The organism is Deltaproteobacteria bacterium (assembly GCA_016709225.1).
GTDB classification, from domain to species: Bacteria; Myxococcota_A; Polyangia; order Nannocystales; family Nannocystaceae; genus Xiheibacterium; species Xiheibacterium phototrophicum.
This window is the reverse complement of sequence record JADJEE010000001.1, coordinates 249,886-267,748: the sequence shown is the minus strand read 5'-3', so window position 1 is coordinate 267,748 and position 17,863 is coordinate 249,886. Positions and strand designations below refer to the sequence as shown.

At 71.9% G+C, this 17,863-nt stretch carries 17 protein-coding genes; 10 read left to right on the top strand and 7 right to left on the bottom strand.

Annotation, left to right across the window (positions count from 1 at the left end; genetic code table 11):
- Window positions 1-29 precede the first annotated feature (29 nt).
- On the bottom strand, window positions 30-1,379 hold the full coding sequence (gene glgC, locus IPH07_01165; GenBank protein MBK6915985.1) for a glucose-1-phosphate adenylyltransferase: 1,350 nt from the start codon (window positions 1,377-1,379) through the stop codon (window positions 30-32).
- 53 nt (window positions 1,380-1,432) lie between these two features.
- On the opposite strand from glgC, the gene glgA reads away from it, so the two are divergent.
- The 5 genes from glgA (at window position 1,433) to IPH07_01140 (ending at window position 6,178) form a co-directional block, all read left to right on the top strand.
- Window positions 1,433-2,893 carry a glycogen synthase GlgA gene (gene glgA, locus IPH07_01160; GenBank protein MBK6915984.1) on the top strand — a complete coding sequence of 487 codons (1,461 nt, stop codon included), beginning with the start codon at window positions 1,433-1,435 and terminating at the stop codon, window positions 2,891-2,893.
- A gap of 11 nt (window positions 2,894-2,904) precedes the next feature.
- Entirely contained in the window at window positions 2,905-3,765 is an 861-nt protein-coding gene (locus IPH07_01155) for a DMT family transporter (GenBank protein ID MBK6915983.1), read from the top strand.
- Between the two features lie 94 nt (window positions 3,766-3,859).
- Entirely contained in the window at window positions 3,860-4,723 is an 864-nt protein-coding gene (gene tesB / locus IPH07_01150) for an acyl-CoA thioesterase II (GenBank protein MBK6915982.1), read from the top strand.
- 155 nt (window positions 4,724-4,878) lie between these two features.
- A complete protein-coding gene (locus IPH07_01145; protein ID MBK6915981.1) occupies window positions 4,879-5,475 on the top strand; it encodes a BON domain-containing protein in 597 nt (198 codons plus the stop codon).
- Window positions 5,476-5,641: 166 nt separating this feature from the next.
- Entirely contained in the window at window positions 5,642-6,178 is a 537-nt protein-coding gene (locus tag IPH07_01140) for a pyridoxamine 5'-phosphate oxidase family protein (GenBank protein MBK6915980.1), read from the top strand.
- A 135-nt stretch (window positions 6,179-6,313) separates the two neighbouring features.
- Here IPH07_01140 and IPH07_01135 read toward each other — a convergent pair whose 3' ends face one another.
- Window positions 6,314-6,652: a hypothetical protein gene (locus tag IPH07_01135; GenBank protein MBK6915979.1), complete on the bottom strand. Its 339-nt coding sequence runs from the start codon at window positions 6,650-6,652 to the stop codon at window positions 6,314-6,316.
- 529 nt (window positions 6,653-7,181) lie between these two features.
- Here IPH07_01135 and IPH07_01130 point away from each other — a divergent pair.
- Entirely contained in the window at window positions 7,182-8,129 is a 948-nt protein-coding gene (locus IPH07_01130; GenBank protein ID MBK6915978.1) for a hypothetical protein, read from the top strand.
- 4 nt (window positions 8,130-8,133) lie between these two features.
- Here the strand turns inward: IPH07_01130 and IPH07_01125 are convergent, their stop codons facing one another.
- The 3 genes from IPH07_01125 to IPH07_01115 are packed head-to-tail and all read right to left on the bottom strand — an operon-like array spanning window position 8,134 to window position 10,534.
- The gene (locus tag IPH07_01125) at window positions 8,134-8,751 is read right to left on the bottom strand and encodes a hypothetical protein (GenBank protein MBK6915977.1); all 618 of its coding nucleotides are present in this window, start codon (window positions 8,749-8,751) and stop codon (window positions 8,134-8,136) included.
- Window positions 8,748-9,596 carry an ABC transporter permease gene (locus IPH07_01120; protein ID MBK6915976.1) on the bottom strand — a complete coding sequence of 283 codons (849 nt, stop codon included), beginning with the start codon at window positions 9,594-9,596 and terminating at the stop codon, window positions 8,748-8,750. Before IPH07_01120 ends, IPH07_01125 begins: the two co-directional genes overlap by 4 nt.
- Entirely contained in the window at window positions 9,593-10,534 is a 942-nt protein-coding gene (locus tag IPH07_01115) for an ABC transporter ATP-binding protein (GenBank protein MBK6915975.1), read from the bottom strand. The genes IPH07_01120 and IPH07_01115 overlap by 4 nt, the downstream gene beginning before the upstream one ends.
- Before the next feature lie 71 nt (window positions 10,535-10,605).
- On the opposite strand from IPH07_01115, the gene IPH07_01110 reads away from it, so the two are divergent.
- From IPH07_01110 to IPH07_01100, 3 genes are all read left to right on the top strand, one after another.
- Window positions 10,606-11,424 (top strand): DUF4159 domain-containing protein, encoded by an 819-nt coding sequence (locus IPH07_01110; GenBank protein MBK6915974.1) that lies wholly within the window; start codon window positions 10,606-10,608, stop codon window positions 11,422-11,424.
- Window positions 11,421-13,781 (top strand): hypothetical protein, encoded by a 2,361-nt coding sequence (locus IPH07_01105; GenBank protein MBK6915973.1) that lies wholly within the window; start codon window positions 11,421-11,423, stop codon window positions 13,779-13,781. The genes IPH07_01110 and IPH07_01105 overlap by 4 nt, the downstream gene beginning before the upstream one ends.
- 105 nt (window positions 13,782-13,886) lie before the next feature.
- A complete protein-coding gene (locus IPH07_01100) occupies window positions 13,887-15,179 on the top strand; it encodes a Glu/Leu/Phe/Val dehydrogenase (protein ID MBK6915972.1) in 1,293 nt (430 codons plus the stop codon).
- A 59-nt stretch (window positions 15,180-15,238) separates the two neighbouring features.
- On the opposite strand, the gene IPH07_01095 is transcribed toward IPH07_01100, so the two are convergent.
- Both IPH07_01095 and IPH07_01090 read right to left on the bottom strand, forming a co-directional pair.
- A complete protein-coding gene (locus tag IPH07_01095) occupies window positions 15,239-15,946 on the bottom strand; it encodes an LmeA family phospholipid-binding protein (protein MBK6915971.1) in 708 nt (235 codons plus the stop codon).
- Window positions 15,947-15,981: 35 nt separating this feature from the next.
- Complete coding sequence (locus IPH07_01090; protein ID MBK6915970.1) at window positions 15,982-17,016, bottom strand: hypothetical protein; 1,035 nt, start codon at window positions 17,014-17,016, stop codon at window positions 15,982-15,984.
- A gap of 283 nt (window positions 17,017-17,299) precedes the next feature.
- Between IPH07_01090 and IPH07_01085 the strand changes: the two genes are divergently transcribed.
- On the top strand, window positions 17,300-17,707 hold the full coding sequence (locus IPH07_01085) for a polymer-forming cytoskeletal protein (GenBank protein MBK6915969.1): 408 nt from the start codon (window positions 17,300-17,302) through the stop codon (window positions 17,705-17,707).
- Window positions 17,708-17,863 lie beyond the last annotated feature (156 nt).

The following is a 17,863-nucleotide window of genomic DNA, read 5'->3' as shown; positions in this document are numbered from 1 at the left end:
CCGCCCGTGGGGCGCGCCAGTCGTCGCTCTCACGTGCCCAGGGCGTCGAGCATCGCCTGGGTCACCAGCGTCACACCGGCATCGGTGCGCTCGAACACACGGGCATCACGGGCGGCGTCTTCGCCCACCACCACGCCCTCGGGCACGCGCACGCCCGGCGCCACGATGCACTTGCGCAGCACCGCGCGACGACCGACCTCGACCCCCGGCAGCAGCAACGAGTCGCTCACGTCACAGTACGAGTTCACGCGGACGTCGGTGAACAGCAGCGAGCGTCGCACGGCGCCACCGGAGACGATGCAGCCCGCCGACACCAGCGAGTCGACCGCGAAGCCACGACGATCGGGATCGTCGAACACGAACTTCGCCGCCGGACGCTGGAACTGGTAGGTCCAGATGGGCCAGTTCTCCTCGTACAGATCGAGCGAGGGTGTCACGCGCAGCAGGTCGGTGTTGGCCTCCCAGTAGCTGTCCAGGGTGCCGACGTCGCGCCAGTAGGGCTCGGTCGCGCCCTCGGGCATCACGCAGCTGTCGCCGAACGCGTGCGCGGCCACGCAGCCGCGCCCGACCAGGCGCGGCAGCACGTCGTGGCCGAAGTCGTGGCTGGAGTCCGGGTCGCGATCGTCCTCGGCCAGCGCCTCCATCAGCAGCGCCGCGTCGAACACGTAGATGCCCATGCTCGCGTAGCTGATGCCGGGGCGGCCGGGGATCTCGGGTGGCTGTCGCGGCTTCTCCCAGAAGCGCTCGATGCGACCGCCGCCGTCGACCTGCACGATGCCGAACGCCGACCCGCGGGCGGTCGGCACCTCCACGCACGACACCGTCACCGACGCGCCCGAGGCGATGTGCGCCGCGAGCAGCCGCGAGTAGTCCTGGCGATACACGTGATCGCCGGCGAGGATGATCACCCACTTGGGCGCGTGCCCGCGGATGACTCCGAGGTTCTGGTAGACCGCGTCGGCGGTGCCGAGGTACCAGCTGGCCTGCTCGGTCTGCTGCTGCGCCGGCCACAGCTCGACGAACTCGCCCAGCTCGCCGCGCAGGAAGCTCCAGCCGCGCTGGATGTGCGAGATCAACGTGTGCGCGCGGTACTGCGTCACCACGGCGACGCGTCGTACGCCCGAGTTGAGGCAGTTCGACATCGGGAAGTCGACCACGCGGAACTTGCCGCCGAACGGCAGCGCGGGCTTGGCCTGATCGTCGGTGAGCGCACGCAGCCGCGTACCACGGCCGCCGGCCAGCACGATCGCGAGGGTGCTGCGCAGCGCAGCGTTGAGATCGACGCGTTGCGGTACCACGGCGGTGCGGTTGTGCCACGCCTTGCGGCCTCGTCCAAGTGCACCCGGTGCAGTTTCGTGGGCGCAGTGTGCGAACGTCATTCGCACTCGCGGTTGCGGCCGCCGACGCGTCGGCCGTACCCTTGGCCCCGCGCATGAAGATTCTGCAGGTCGCCTCCGAGGCGGTGCCGCTGTGCAAGACCGGCGGGCTCGCCGACGTCGTGACCGCGCTGTCGCAGACGCTCGCGTCGCAGGGCGACGACGTTCGCGTATTGATCCCCGCGTATGCCGGCGTGCTGGCGCGGGTCGCGGTGGAACGGCACATCGAGCTCGGTGATCCCCTGGGCGTGGGCCACCGCGCGCGTGTCTGCATCGCTCGCGTGCCCGACAGCCCGCTCGAGTGGTGGTTGCTGCAGTGTGACCCGTTGTTCGATCGGCCGGGCGGCCCCTACGGCGACCCCAGCGGCGTCGACTGGCCCGACAATCACCTGCGCTTCGGACTGCTGGCGCGCGCGGCTGCGATGCTCGCGATCGGTGGCGCGGCGCTCGGCCATCCGGTCGACGTCGTGCACACCCACGACTGGCAGGCCGCGCTGGCGGCCGGCTACCTGGCGTGGTGGGGCCGCGGGCGCCCGGCCTCCGTGCTGACGGTGCACAACCTGCAGTTCGCCGGTCGCTTTGCGCTGCAGCTCGCAGGCGCGCTCGCGCTGCCGCCGGCTGCGGTGACCCCCGCCGGGCTCGAGTTCTACGGCGAGCTGTCGCTGCTGAAGGCCGGCTTGGTGTGGGCCGACCGCGTGACCACCGTCAGCCCGACCTACGCCGACGAGATCCGCACGCCCGAGGGCGGCATCGGGTTCGACGGGCTGCTGCGTCACCGCGGCGACGCGGTGGTCGGCATCCTGAACGGCATCGACGAGGCGACCTGGGATCCGCGCACCGACGCGGCCCTGCCCGCGCGCTTCGACGCGAACCACCTCGAAGACAAGCAGCGCTGCCGCGCCGCGCTGCAGCGCGAGCTCGGCCTGGCGCCGCAGACCCACGCGCCCGTGCTCGGCCTGGTCGGTCGACTCACGTGGCAGAAGGGCATCGACCTCGTGCTCGAGGCCGTCGAGGTCTCGCTGGCCCAGGGCGCACAGCTGGTGGTGCTCGGCTCGGGCGAGCCCGCGCTCGAGCAGGCGCTCGACCAGCTCGTGGCCCTGCACCCGCTGGCGGTCGCACACCGGCGCGGCTACGACGAGGCGTTGTCGCACCGCATCTTCGCGGGCGCCGATCTCTTCTTGGTGCCGTCGCGCTTCGAGCCGTGTGGGCTCACGCAGATGTACGCCATGCGCTACGGGACTCCGCCGGTCGTGCGCCGCACCGGCGGGCTCGCCGACACCGTGATCGACGAGGACGAGCGACCGGGCGCGGGCTCGGGCTTCGTGTTCGATGCCCCGACCGCGCCGGCGCTGGCGGCCGCGCTGCAGCGGGCGACCAGCACCTGGCGTGACCGCGCCCACCACGAGGACGTGCAGCGCCGCGGCATGGCGCGCGCGTTCGGCTGGCGAGAGGGCGCGGGGGCGTACCGCAGGGTGTACCGCGAGGCGATCGCACACCGCGACGCGGAGCAACCGTGAGCGAGCGCGCGCTGCAGACCCGCGCGCGAGCGCAGCTGCTGCTCGCCGCGCTGTTGTTCTCGACCGGCGGCGCCGCAATCAAGGCCGCGTCGCTCACGGCACCGCAGATCGCCGGCTTCCGCTCGGGCGTCGCCGCGGTCGCGGTGTTGCTGCTGGCCCGCGCCGCGCGCTCGCGGCCGCGCCCCGCCGCCATGGCCGTGGGCCTGTTCTACGCCGCGACGGTGGTGTTGTTCGTGCTGGCCAACCGCCTCACGACCGCGGCCAACACCATCTTCTTGCAGTCGACGGCGCCGATCTACGTGCTGCTGGCGTCGCCGTGGCTGCTGGGCGAGCGCATCGGACGACGGCAGCTGGTGGTGGTCGCGGTCGCGGCCGCAGGCCTGTCGTTGTTCATGCTCGGCACCGAGCCGGCGCGCTCGACCGCGCCGGACCCCGCGCGCGGCAACCTGCTGGCGATCGTCTCGGGTGTGACATGGGCCGGCACCGTGGTCGGCCTGCGCCGCATGGCCCGCGGCGGCGCCGGGTCCGGCGGCGGTGCGCCCGTGCACGCGGTCGTGATCGGCAACCTGTTGGCGTTCGCGATCTGTGCACCGTGGGCGTTCCCGTTCACGCCGTCGCCGACCGACCTCGCGGTGTTGGCATACCTCGGGGTGTTCCAGATCGCGCTGCCCTACCTCGCGGTCGGGGCCGCGATGCGCCACGTCAGCGCGCTCGAGGCCTCGCTCATCCTGATGATCGAGCCGGTGCTCAACCCGCTGTGGGCGTTCTTGTTGCACGACGAGCGGCCCGGCCCCTTTGCGATCGTCGGCGGCGCGATCCTCATCGGTGCGACGTTGCTGCAGGCCTGGCTCGATCGTCGCGCCTCGCCGTGACCACCGCGGGGGCGCGCATGCACGAATGTGCGTCGGGCCCTGCAAGCTCGCCGCCGCAGCGGGCTCGACCCCGCGTGGTACCGTCGCGCCCGCCATGGCCAACGTGCTGACCGAGCTGCTCGACTTGCTGCGCCTCGAACGCATCGAACACAACCTCTTCCGCGGCCAGAGCCAGGATCTCGGCTGGGGGAACGTCTTCGGCGGACAGGTCTTGGGGCAGGCGCTGTCGGCGGCCGAGCAGACCGTCGAGCCCGATCGCTTCGCGCACTCGATGCACGGCTACTTCCTGCGCACCGGCAACGCCAAACGGCCGATCGTGTACGAGGTCGATCGCATCCGCGACGGCAAGAGCTTCACCACGCGTCGGGTGGTCGCGGTGCAGGACGGCCACGCCATATTCACCATGGCGGCGTCGTTCCAGCTGCACGAGCCCGGCTTCGAGCACCAGGCCACCAGCCCGGGCGCCAGCGCCCCCGAGACCCTGGCGTCGGAGCTCGAGCTGGCCCGCAAGTTCGCCCACCGCATCCCTGAGCCGCTGCGCGAGCAGGCCACCTGCGAGCGGCCGCTCGAGATCCGACCGATCGATCCCTACGATCCGATGCGCCCCGACGTGCGGCCGCCACAGCGCAGCGTCTGGTACCGCGCGATCGACAAGCTGCCCGATCGCAGCAGCGTGCACCAATACCTGCTGGCGTACGCCAGCGACTTCAACTTGCTGGGCGTCTCGATGCAGCCCCACGGCGTGTCGTGGATGACGCCGGGAATGCACGTCGCCAGCCTCGACCACGCGATCTGGTTCCATCGTCCGTTCCGCATGGACGAGTGGCTGCTGTACGTGATCGACTCGCCGTCGGCGAGCGGTGCGCGGGGCCTCGCGCGCGGACAGTTCTTCACGCAGGACGGCGTGCTGGTGGCCTCGACCGCGCAAGAAGGTCTCGTGCGGCTGCGCAAGCCCTGACGGGAGGGACCGCGCGAGCGGTCGCGCTCACCTGCGACGGGTCCGCGCGCCGCCACGGCGTGGCTCGGGCGACGACGCAGGTGAAGCCGCGCGGGTACGGCCATTGCACAGCAGGCCGGACACCCGCTCCGCGGGAGAAACGGAAAGCCTGTGCCATGAACGCTCGAAGCTACGCGCTCTCGCTCGCCATGTTCCTGCCCGTGACCCTCGTGGCCGGTGCGTGCGCCACCACGCGGCCGGTGACCGAGCAGACCGGCGACGCCGTGATCACCGGTCGCGTCGGCAACCGCCTGGTCGCAGACCCCGACGTCAAGCGGTTCGACATCGATGTCGACACCATCGCAGGCGTCGTCTACCTGCGCGGCAAGGTCGACTCCGAGACCGTGAAGACCTCCGCCGAGCGCATCGCGCTCGCCACCGACGGCGTGCAGCGGGTCGTCAACGAGCTGCAGATCGACGCCACCCTCGAGGGCGACGCCACCGACGGCGACCTCGGCATCAAGGCGCGCGTGGGCCGGGCACTCTCGGGCGACGATGACGTCCGCCGCGTGAACATCGATGTCGATGTGATCGACGGCGTCGTGACGCTGTCGGGTGTCGTGCACAACGAAGCGGAGCGCGAGCAGGCCGCCAGCATCGCCGCCGCCACCGAGGGCGTGGTGTCGGTCAACAACGAACTCAAGGTCGAGCAGTCGAACGCGGCCGACCCCGAGAAGCTCGGCAAGGTCGACGACGACGGCGACCGCAAGTAGCCCAGGCATGACGCCATCTGCGGCGGATGGACCCCGTCGGCCACCGCGTCCAGCGACGCGGGCCCCTCCGCCATTCCCAACTCGGCGGCTCGACCGACGCGTCGTCGACGCGTCGGTCGAGCCGCGAACGCGCGGACGCAAACAGGATCGAGACATGAACGCACCCGTGACGAATCCCCCCGAGACCCCGATCGACCACGCCCCCGGCGACGACGCCGAGACCCAGCGCGCGACCTTCCTCGCGCTGCTCGAACGCTTCGACGACGCCATGCTCGTCACCCACCAGGAGGACGGCAGCATCCACGCGCGGCCGATGCGGATCGCCCGCATCGGTGCTGGCGGCGACCTGTGGTTCGTCACCGCCTCCGACACACAGAAGGTGGAGGAGATCGAGAACACCATGCGCTGCGCGGTGACGATGCAGCGCGACCGCGCCTTCCTCGGCATGTCGGGCCTGGCGGAGATCGTCACCGACGCCGCGCTGGTGCGCGAGCTGTGGCAGCCGGCGTGGCGGGTGTGGTTCCCCGAGGGACCCACCAGCGCCAACCTCTGCCTGGTGCACGTCGTGCCCGATCGCGCCGAGTACTGGGACAACAGCGGCTGGAAGGGCCTGAAGTTCCTGCTCGCCTCGGCCATCGCGGCGCTGCGCGGGCGTGCACCGGACGATGCAGGCCCCGCGCTCCACGGCCGCGTCGAGCTCTGAACATTGGGCCCGCGTCGACGGCTCGTACCGTCGGCGATCGACGAATGTCAGGGTCCGCGACGCCACCATTGACGTCGCGGACCCATGACCCGGTTCGGTTCGAGGAAGACGCGTCGAGTTCGAGGGATCGAACGCTCAAGCGGAAGGGGCGCCCGCGGTCGTCGGCGACCAAGCTGGCGGATCGCTGGCGGGGAAAGAGGCATCTCCGGCGCGGTCGACATCGTCACCGCCGTCGTCTTCGACGTGGTGGAGCGACGCGGGGGTACGGGCGGGGCGCACGCGCATCGATCGCGCGGCGCTGGCCAGCAGCAGCCCGCCGGTCGCGGCAATGCCGAGCGACAACCAACCATCGAAGCGGCGGGCCAGACCCAGCGCTGCGAGCCCACCGACGCCGAGCGCGGCACGCTGCAGTCGGCTGCGACGGACCACGCACATCATCCGTGGGTTCTTGCGAGCCTTCTTGGATTCGTTCATCTCGACCTGCAGTCTTCTCCTCGGGCCGGGTTCGTCAAACTTCGGCGGCAGGCGACGTGGCCCGAGGAAGACGTCGCCCGCCGGCTCACGAGGCCTCACTGCACGAGGCCTCACTGGAAGATGCCGAAGTGACCGAGCACCCACCAAAGCAGCACGAAGATCAGCACCGTGCCGATCACACCGCCGCCGAGCTTCCACGCACCATATCCCGCTGCCACACCACGCAAGAGCTTGCTCATTGTCTGGAACTCCTCGGACTCGAGGATGAGCACCATCCGTGCCAGTGCGTTCGCGGGCAGCCGACGCGTGGAGCTGCGCGCAGACGGCCCTGGTCGCCATCGCGCATCCACCGGTGCCACCACAGCACTGCGGGCGCCTGCGCACGGGCGTCCGCGCCCGCATGGGGGCGCCGACGACGACACCACGACGCCCGGGCACGACCCGACGACGACCATGTTGGTGGTACGCCAAGTGCACTGCCGTGGCAGCGATGACACGCAGGTTCGGTTCACGCGGAGTGCTGGGCGCCTTGGCGCTGGTCTTGGGCGCAGGCATCGTCGCGACACCGGCCGAGGCCGGCGCCCGTCCGCTCTCCGAGAAGATGACCGAGCGGGTCGTGACCACCGCGGTGGACGAGTCGCTCGCGTCGCTGGAGCGCCCCGAGAACCAACGTCGCCTGGGCGCGATCATCGGCTCCCCGGAGCTGCGCGACGGCCTGCAGAAGCTCAGTGCGTCGATCGTCGAGGGCGTGGTCGACGGCATGGTCGCGTCGAGCAAGCGCAACGGCCTCGGCGTCGATGGCAAGCAGACCCGCAGCTTCATCGAGAAGCAGATCGCCCCCGCGACCGCCACGGTGGTGCACCGGGTGGTGGACGCGGCGCTCGACGCCGCGCTGTCGGAGGAGAATGCCCAGAAGGCCGCGCGCTTCGGTGAGGTCGCCACCCGCGGCGTCATCCGCGGGCTCGCGACCGGACTCGAAGAGGACCTCGGACCGGCGCTGACGCGCACGATGGGCCGCGATCTCGGCCCCGCGATCGGCAACATGCTCGGCGTGCACGTGCTGCCCGCGGTCGGCCGCGGCCTCGGCAGCGCGCCGATGCAGAGCGCGATCGGCCGCACGACCGGCGCGATCGCGTCCAACATCGTGCACGGCGCCGACGATGCCATCGCCGAGGTGCAGGCCGAGGACGGCCAGGCCGACAGCAAGGGCACGCTCAGCGTATTCGGCGACAACATCGCGCTCGGCTACGCGGTCGCGGTGTTCTTCGCGTTCGCGTTCGCGGCCCTGCTCATCGTCATGACGGTGTTCCTGGTGCGCAACAACCGGCGCCAGCGCGAGCTCGAGCGGCAGGGTCGTACCCGTGAGCAGGTGATGCTGGATCTGCTCGATCAGCTGGGCCGCGATCACCCCACCATGAAGACCGACCTCGAGGCGCTGATCCGCGATCAGCTGCGTCCCGAGGCCGAGCCGAAGTGACGCCTCACCAGGCCCACAACCACGCCAGCAACGACGCGAGCACCAGCACGCCGAGCCGCGTGGCCGCCGGCTGTTGCAGGCGACCCTTGGCATCCACGCCGCGGCGCAGGAACGCGACGGCGGCCAGCATCCACACCACGAAGGCGAGTGCAGCCGCACTCGCGCGCAGCGGCGAGGCCTCGCTCGCGACCCGCAGCCGGGCCAGCTGCTCGGCCTCGTCGGCGCGGGTGGGCACCGTCGCCGCCATCAGGGCCGCGATGCGGGCATCGACGGCGGCGAGCACGTCCGCGTGGGGCACCGACCAGTCGCGGCTGCCCAGCAGCCCTGAGCGGAGCTCGCGGCAGGCGACCAGCGCGGTGGTCGGATCGCCGTCGGCCTCGGCCGCGTCGGCGACCTCGAGCAGGCCCGCGATCGCGCGCTCGTCGGCGTCGCCCAGCGGCAGACGCCAGCGCAGCGCGCGACCGAGGTGGATGATTCGCGCGTCGGTGTCACCGGCGGCCGCGGCCTCGTCGGCGGCGCGCAGCTCGACGCGCCCTTCCCACGCGACCCGCAGCAGCGGCGGGCCCACGAACGCGAGCGCCCAGGCCCCGCGCACCAGCCACCGACGGGCGCGCAGGTTCACGTGAAGTCTCGCCGGGCGAACAGCAGTGCCGCCAGCGCCAGGCACACGCCACCGTAGCTGGCGCCGTACAGCGCGGCCTCGGCGACGTAGCCCCAGCCGATGAACCCGCCGTGGATCGACACCGGCGTGTCGTCGCCGAGCATCCCGCCCGACACGTAGAACACGTGGAAGTCCGGCAGCACCGCGGCGACCGTCTCGAGCAAGCTCGCCAGCGGAGTGCCGGCCAGCTTGCCGCCCGCGAACGCCCGCAGCTCGCCGCTGTTGCGCCCCACCACCCACAGCGACGCAGTGAACATCGCCGACAGGTACGGCGACGAGAACGACGAGAACAGCAGCGCGACCGCGACCACCAGCAGCAGCTCGCAGGCGACCAGCGTCTCGGCGCGGAGCAGCGCGATGTCGGCGCTGGCGCCCTCGATCGCCAACACCACCGCCAGCGTCGCCGACATCACCGCGACCAGCAGCAGCAGCGTCACCGCCAGCCCGAGGTACTTGCCCAGCAAGAACTCGTGGCGGTGCAGCGGCTTGGGGATCACGAAGAACACGGTCTTGCGATCGAGCTCCTTCGACAGCAGGTTCACGCCCAGGAACAACGCGATCACCAGGCCCACCAGGCTGATGCCCGCGAGTCCGATGTCGGCGATCACACGCTCCTCCTCGTGCAGCGAGAGCTCGCCGAGCACGATGGAGAACGCCATCAGCAGCGCGGCGAACAGCACCAGCACGTAGAGCACGCGGTTGCGCATGGCCTCGCGGAAGGTGTTGAGCGCGATGGCCCAGATCCGCTGCCACGCCTGCCCCACGCCCGCCCCGGTGGGCGCGCGCTCGTCGGTCGCAGCGCTCATGTGCGGTCCTCCGTCGGTGCCACCGCCCGCGCCTCTTGCAGGAACAGCTCTTCGAGGCTCTGGCGGTGTGGCGCGAGCGAGAGCACGCGACCGCCGCCCTCGAGCACGAGCCGCGCCGCACGGTTGGCCTGCTCGAGATCGGCGAGCTTCGCCAGGCGGCCTTCGCTGGTGCGGGTGTGCTCGCCGTCGATCGCGGCGACTCGCACCGCGAGGGCATCGTCGCCGTCGTAGAGCAGCTCGACCGCGTCGACGCGGGGATTGAGCAGCTCGCCGAGCGGGCCGGTGTCGCGCAGCGTACCGCCGGCGAGGATCGCCACGCGGTCGCACAGCAGCGTCGCGTCCGACAGGATGTGGGTCGAGAAGAACACGGTCTTGCCGGCGGCGCGCAGGCCGATGATGATGTCGCGCACCTCCTTGCGACCGATCGGATCGAGCCCGCTCATCGGCTCGTCGAGCACCACCACCTCGGGGTCGCCCATCAGCGCCTGCGCCAGCCCGGCGCGCTGCAGCATCCCCTTGGAGAAGCTGCGCAGGGGTCGACGTGCGGCGTGGGCCAGTCCGACCTGCTCGACCAGCGTCGCCGCACGGCGGCGTCGCGCGGGGGCCGTCATGCCGTGCAGTCGACCGACCATGTCGAGCAGCTCGTGGGCGGTGAGGTAGTCGTAGAAGTACGGGTTCTCGGGCAAGAAGCCGACCCGCTGCTTGGCGCGCCGATCACCGGCGGCGGCCCCGAGCACGCGCGCGTGGCCGCCGCTGGGGTGGATGAGTCCCATCAAGATCTTGATGGTGGTGGTCTTGCCGGCGCCGTTGGGCCCGAGGAAGCCGAAGATCTCGCCCTGCTCGACCGCGAACGAGACCCCGCGCAGGGCCTCGGTGCGCCGGCGCAGCAGCCCGCGGACGAAGGTCTTGCGCAGCGATTCGACCTCGAGGACGGGCACGACGGCGGCCCAGAGTGTAACGGCATGCGTGGCGCCGACCCAAGCCCATGGGCTACGCTCGGTCGACCGAGATGGAATCCGACCGACGACCGCGGGGTCGCGCGATGCCGCGACGGCAGTGGCTGCGCGCCGGCGCCAGCACACTCGCCGCGCTGCCGGCCCTGGGCCGCGCCGCGCCGCCGCCAGCCGCCAGCTGGCCGGAGGCCGAGGTCGACGACCCCATCACGGTCGATCTTCCCCAGCTGCGGTACGACGGCCACTGGCAGCCGCGGGGCTCCGCGATGCGGGTGCTCGCGCGCGAGCTGCGACTGCGCACGCGCCTCGAGCCGGTGACCGAGCCCAGCACCATCGAGGCCGAACGCACCGCGATGTTCGAGACCCCGTTCCTCTACATCGCCGGTGACGAGGCGCTGCCGAGCTTCTCGCGCGGCGCCGAGGCCAACCTGCGGCAGTTCCTCGACCTCGGCGGGCTCGCGCTGTTCGACGCCGCCGACGGCGGCACCGACAACGCGTTCGTGCGATCGGTCGAGGCCCTGTTGGGCCGCATCGCACCGGGCTCGTCGCTGTCCCCGGTGGCGCGCGACCACGTGTTGTTCCGCAGCTTCTACCTGGTCGACGCGCCGGTCGGCCGCACCGCCGCGTTCGACCACGTGCTCGCGATCCAGGAGGAGGGCCGCCTCAAGGCGGTGGTCATGCGCAACGATCTCGGCGGCGCGCTCGAGGAGCTGCCCGACGGGCGCTCCGCGCACCCTTGCTCGCCCGGCGGCGCCGAGCAGCGACAGTGGGCGATCCGCTTCGGCGTGAACGTCCTGCTGTACGCGACCTGCACCGACTACAAGGCCGACCGCGCCCACGTCGAGACGCTGCTGCGCGCGCGCAGGTGGCGATGAGCGAGACCTGGAGCTTCGCGCCTGGCCACGTGCCGTCGTGGCCGGCGTTGCTGCTGCTGGGGCTGTGCGCCGCGATCGCGCTGGTCGAGGCGACGCTGTCGTTCACGCGGCGTGGCCGCGCGATGCCGCGGCGCACCGCGATCGCGGTGCTGCTGCTGCGGTTGCTGGCGGTGCTGGCCCTGTTCGCGATCGCCTTCGAGCTGACGCTGCGCTTCGATCGCGTGGCGCCCACGAGTCGCCGTGTGGTCGTGCTGGTCGATCGCTCGGCCTCGATGGCAATCCCCGACGCGTCCGAGGGCGGCACCGCGACCGCCCGCATCGAGCGGCTGCGCGCGACCTGGGCGGCGGCCGCCGACGCGCGCGCGAGCTGGCGCGACGAGGGCCTGCGCCTCGACGTCCGCGCGTTCGCCCACGAGCTCGAGGTGCTTGGCGGCGAGGCGGCCGAGTCGCTGGCGGTGGCGCCCGACGGTGCCGCGTCCGATCTCGCGGCCGCGCTGGCCAGCCTCGGCGACGACCGAGCGCGGCCGGGCGAGCGCCTGGCGGCGGTGGTGGTGCTGAGCGACGGGCTGGTCGGCACCAACGACGACGCCGCCAGCGCGCAGCTGCAGGAGGTCGGCGCGCGCCTGGGCGTGCCCATCACCACGGTCAGCGTCGGCGCGCCGGCGCTGCGCGACGTCGCGGTCTCCGAGGTCCGCGCGGGCGAGTTCGCGTTCGTCGAGAACGTCGCCGCGTTCGAGGCCACCATCGTCGCGCACGGCCTGCGCGGTGAGCGGGCCACGGTGACGCTGCGTCGCAACGGCGAGACCGTCGGCGAGCGCCGCTTGGCGCTGTCCGGGGACGGCGTGCCGCAGCGGGTCGAATTCGAGGTCGCGCCCGATCGTGTGGGGCAGTTCGTCTACGAGATCCTCGTGACCGAGCTGCCCGGCGAGGCCACGGTCGCGAACAACCGCCGCGCGTTCGTGGTGAAGGTGCTGCGCGACAAGGTCCGTGTGCTGCACGTGGCCGGTCGCCCCGACTGGGACGTCCGCGCGCTGCGGACCCTGCTGCGCCGCGACCCCAACGTCGAGCTGCTGAGCTACTACATCTTGCGCGACTTCGACGACATCGCGCGCGAGGACAGCGAGGCGCTCTCGCTGATCCCCTTCCCCACCGAGGAGCTGTTCGAGCAGGAGCTGGGCTCGTTCGATCTGGTGGTGCTGCACAACTTCGACGCGGTCAAGCACTCGGTCGGGCAGTACGTCGACAACATGGCGCAGTTCGTCGAGGACGGCGGCGCGTTGGTGCTCATCGGTGGTGACCTGGGCTTCTCGGATCGCGGCTACGGCAGCCCCGAGATGGCGCAGCAGCTGCCGATCGATCTGCGCCGCCGCATCACCCACGAGCCCGATCGCGTGCGCCCCAAGCTCACCGACGCCGGGCGGCGCCATCCCATCACGGGGTGGTTGTTGGCCGGCGACGGCCTCGGCTGGAGCGAGCTGCCAGAGCTCGAGGGCTGGAATCCGGTCGAGCTGCGCGACGCCGACGACATCGGCGCGACCACGCTGCTGGCCCACCCGACCCAGCTCGATGGGCGCGGACAGCCCCGACCGATCCTCGCGGTGTCGGAGCCCGGCAAGGGCCGCGTGGTGGTGCTCGCGACCGGCTCGACCTGGCGCCTGGGCTTTGCGCCGGAGCTCGCGCTCGTCGACGGCGCGCGGCCCTACGATCTGCTGTGGCTGGGCGTGGTGCGGTGGTTGCTGCGCGACGACAGCTCGGGCCGCTTGCAGCTCGACACCGACGCCCCGCGCTACCGCGTCGATCAACCGGTCGAGCTGCGCGCGCGCACGCTCACCGCCGCCTATGCCCCCGAGGCCAAGGTGCCCCTGCGCTGGCAGGTCGAGGCCCTGCGCGACGTCGGCGAGGGCGCCTCGGACGAGGCCGCAGAGGCGATCGCCAGCGGCAGCTGGACCACCGACGATCTGGGCCGCGCGCAGGAGCAGGTCACAGGACTGCCGATCGGCGCCTACAAGGCGATCGCGCGGCGCGAGGGCGACGGCGAGGCGGGCCCGGACACCGCGACCGCGGTCGAGCGCGTGTTCATCGTCGAGGCCCCCGGCCGCGAGCTCGGTCGCATCGACGCCGACGCCGGCATCGCACGACTCGAAGGCCTCGCGACCGCGACCGGCGGGACCTTCGTCGACGCCGCCCAGGGCGCCGCGCTACCAGCGGAGCTGCCGACCGCGACCACCGACGACACCGGTGGCCGCGTGACCGCGCGGCGCGAACTCGCCCTGTGGGGCGGCCCCGGAGCACTGCTCCTGCTGCTCGTCGCGTTCGGCGGCGAGTGGTGGCTGCGACGACGCGCGGGCGCGAGCTGATCCGCCGAGCGCGAGGCATTCGAGCGCTGGCTCACCGTCGCGCCGGCGTCGCCTTGGCGCACCGCCGTAGTCGCCGACGCGACGGTGGTGCTACACACCGCGGCCATGTCCGAGCTGTTGCACCTCGACCCCGACGACTTCGCCCGCGAGCTCGCACGGCACGGCGGCCGCGCACTGCTCTACTGGGACCACGATCGCAACTGCATGGTCGCCGACGCGGCGTGGCTCGAGCCGTTGGCGGCGTGGTGCAACGCCGACACCCGCGACATGCTGCGCCACGAGGCGATCGCGTTCGGCGTCGGGCCCGAGACTGGCGCCCTGTTCGGCGCGTTCGTGCACCGCAGCGTGCGGGGCCAGGCCGCCGGCGGCCTGCGCTTCTGGCCCTACGCGACGCTCGAGTCGTTCGTGCGCGACGGCCTGCGACTGTCGCTCGGCATGTCGCGCAAGAATGCGCTGGCGGGGCTGTGGTGGGGCGGTGGCAAGGGCATCGTGCTGCGTCGTGACGGCGCGCCGTTTCGCGATCGCGACTACCGTCGCACGCTGTACCGCGAGTACGGTCGCTTCACGACCTCGCTGCGCGGCGTGTACATCACCGCCGAGGACGTCGGCACCGGCCCCGACGACATGGCCGCGGTGTTCGAGACCACGCGCTTCGTGACGTGCGTGCCGCCTTCGGTCGGTGGCAGCGGCAACCCCTCGCACGCCACCGCACGCGGGGTGGTGTGCGCGATGGAGGCCGCCCTCGATCACCTCGGCCGCGGTGACCTCGGCGGCAAGGTCGTGGCCATGCAGGGCGCGGGCAACGTCGCGAGCTTCATGATCGACGAGCTGCTCGCGCGCGGCATCGGGCGCGTGATCGCCTCGGACATCTCGCCGGCGCGCATCGAGGAGCTGCGACAGCACTACGCCGGCCGTGCGGTCGAGCTGCGGCTGGCCACGCCCGACGATCGCAGCATTTTCGCCGAGCCCTGCGACATCTTCGCGCCCAACGCCTTGGGCGGCGTGCTCGAGCCCGAGAGCATCGCGATGCTGCGCTGCGCGGTGGTCTGCGGCGCCGCCAACAACCAGCTGCTCGACGACCGCCGCGACGATCGCCTGCTGGCCGAGCGCGGCATCGTGTACGTGCCCGACTTCGTGGCCAACCGCATGGGCATCGTCAATTGCGCCAACGAGCAGTACGGCCAGCTCGATCACGACCCCGCGTTCGAGCGCCACCTCGGTCGCAGCTGGGACCAGTCGGTGTGGGCGGTGACCCATCGCATGCTGCAGCGCGCCGCGACCGAGGGCATCACCACCGCGCGCGCCGCCAACGCGCTGGCCGACGAGGCCTGTGGGCAGCCGCACCCGATCTGGGGGCACCGCGGCCGGGCGATCATCGACGCACTGCGGGCCCGCTGAACCCGCGAGCGCAGCCACGCGGGGCCCGAGCCGGACGAGGGTCCGTCGTCGTCACGCCGCTACAGCGCGCGGCGGACCGCGACCGGCAGCTCGGTCACGCTGCAACGCAGCTCGAGCCGCGAGTCGACCAGCTTCAGGCCCGGCGCGCACGGCAGCACCTCTTCGCCGGGCAGCGTGAACTGCATCGGGCGCAGGTAGTGCCGGGCCACCGCCTCGGGCACCTGCTTCGACGACAGGCTCAGGCTCACGCGACGACCATCGACGGTGAGCTTGGCGTCGATCTCGATCGAGTCGCCCATGCCGACCTGCGGCGGTAGCCCGCGCACCACCACCTTGGCGGTCTCGCCCTCGAGCTTCACGGTCTCGCCGATCACCTTCGAGATGGCCTCGCCGGTGACGCGCGCGACCACCTCGGCCCGTTCGATGCCGGTGACCTTCAGCTGCTGCGCATCGATGAGCTTGTCGCGATCGATGCGGATCTTGTCGACCACCAGCTCGACGTGCTCGACCTCCACGCCGTGATCGGCGACGCCATCGAGCTCGACGTGCAATCGATCGACGGTCGAAAACAACAGCACGTCGGCGAGGAACGGGAAGCCGTCGATCGTCACCACCGCGCGCTTGGTGTGGGGCAGCACCTCGAGCACGCGCGCGCTCGCGGTCTGCTCGGCGAGCCTGCGGGCGGTGCGATCGAGCCACCAACCCACCGCGAGCAGGATCGCCAGCAGCACGCCGACGACGATGAGCACGATGCCGAGCTTCTTCATGCGAGCGATGTGGACGCGCGCGCGCCCGCGTTCGATCAGTGCAGCTTCACGGGGCGCCCAGGCACCCACGCGAGCTCGAAGTGGCCGAGCATCACCGGCGAGTCCTCGGACAGCCGCACCACCGCGTGGCTGGGCCCCTCGGTCATGCCCGCCGGCCGCACGCCGTTGGTGCTCGCGAGGTCGTAGACCAGCAGCGAGCGCGGCGATTCCTCGGTCACCAGCGCGTGCACCCGCGAGAGGTTGCGACCGTGACCGGCGAGCGAGCAGCGGTCGCTGTAGCGGCCGATCAACAGCCCGCGCTGCAGCTGACGGCTGTCGAGCTCGAGCTCGCGAACCTCTTCGCCGCGGCCGGCCGGCTTGGTCGAGCGCAGCCGCAGGATGCCGCGCGGCTGCGGACGCGCGTCGACGTCGAGGCCGCGATAGCCCCCGAACTCGCGCAGCTCGTCGCCGCCCAGGTGCGCGACGCCGGGCTCACTGGTGGCGCTCACGGCCAGCCGCACACCGCTGCCTGCGGGATCGAGCCCGGTCAGGTTGCGGAACGACTCCTGGTCGCTGCCGTCGAGCAACGCCACGCCGGGCGTACCACCCGGCAGCACGAACACGATCGTGCGACCGAGGCTGACCAGCCCGTGGCCCATCAACGAGAAGCCCGGCACGCGCTTGCCATCGGCGAGCTGCACCCCTGCGCGCCCGCCGAGATCGTAGCCGCGGTAGCGAATCGGACCGTCACCGGCCCACGCCGTCAGAAGGACGTGACGCAGGCTCACGCGGTTGTCGTTCGGGATCGAGAGCGCGCAGCGGTTGTGGCGACCGATCACGACCGCACGCGGCAGGTCGCGAGGCCGACGGAGCACGCGCTGCGCAACCGGAAAGCCCTTGCGATCGGTCGCGACCACGAGTGCGTCACCGGCCTCGACGCCGGCCACCAGCGCCTTCAGCACCGGGCGCGCGCGACCGAAGCACTCGGCCAGCAACGCCGTGGGGTTGGGCTCGTCGAGCGCCTCGGGCGCCAGCTCGCCCCCCGCGACGACGCGATGCTCGTCTGCGCTGTCTTCGGGGTTGAGCGGCACCTTTGGTGGAGCGTAGACAAGCCCGCCGCCTTCCGCCAGTCGTGTTGCGCGAAGCATCGCGATGGGGATACTGGCACCGCTTCGCCGCTGAACGCTCGGCCAGGTATGCGGGGGCGGCCGATCCGGTTAAGGTCAGCGCCCGTCCCGGACTGCCCGCCACGCTCGGCCCGCCCGAGGATCGTGGGTGCCGAATCGGGCCGTGGAACCGCGGCGATCTCCACCGCGCCTGCGGTCGGAGATCACTCCCGCGGACCACCGCGAGAAGCCTCGAGGCCAGACGCCCATGAACACCCCCGACATCACCACGATCCTCGGCAAAGGCAGTGCATTCGACGGGAAGCTCACGTTCGAAGGTGCGGTGCGCATCGACGGCGAGTTCTCCGGTGAGATCCGCACGCAGGGCACGCTGATCGTGGGCGAGTCGGCCGACGTGCGCGCGCAGATCGTCGCGGCGCGGATCGTCATCGAGGGCACCGTGCGCGGGGACATCAGCGCCAGCGAGTCGATCGAGATCCATGCGCCGGCGCGCGTGTACGGCAACCTCTCGAGCCCGGCGCTCGAGATCCAGCGCGGCAGCGTGTTCGAGGGCAACTGCCAGATGGACGGCAGCGGCCAGCACGCGACCACCGGCAACGGTCAACGCAAGCGCGACAAGGCGCCGACGCCGACCGATACCGCCGCGGTCGGCTGAGCCAACGGCCGCAACCGAGCGGCCCCGCCGCACGCCCCCGCGAGCGGCGCGCGCACCGTCGACGATCGACGCGCTCGCCCGACGTGGGCACCGACACCAGCCGCGGTGGGGCCATCGCCACCAACACCACGCAATCGGGCCCATCGGCGCGCGATC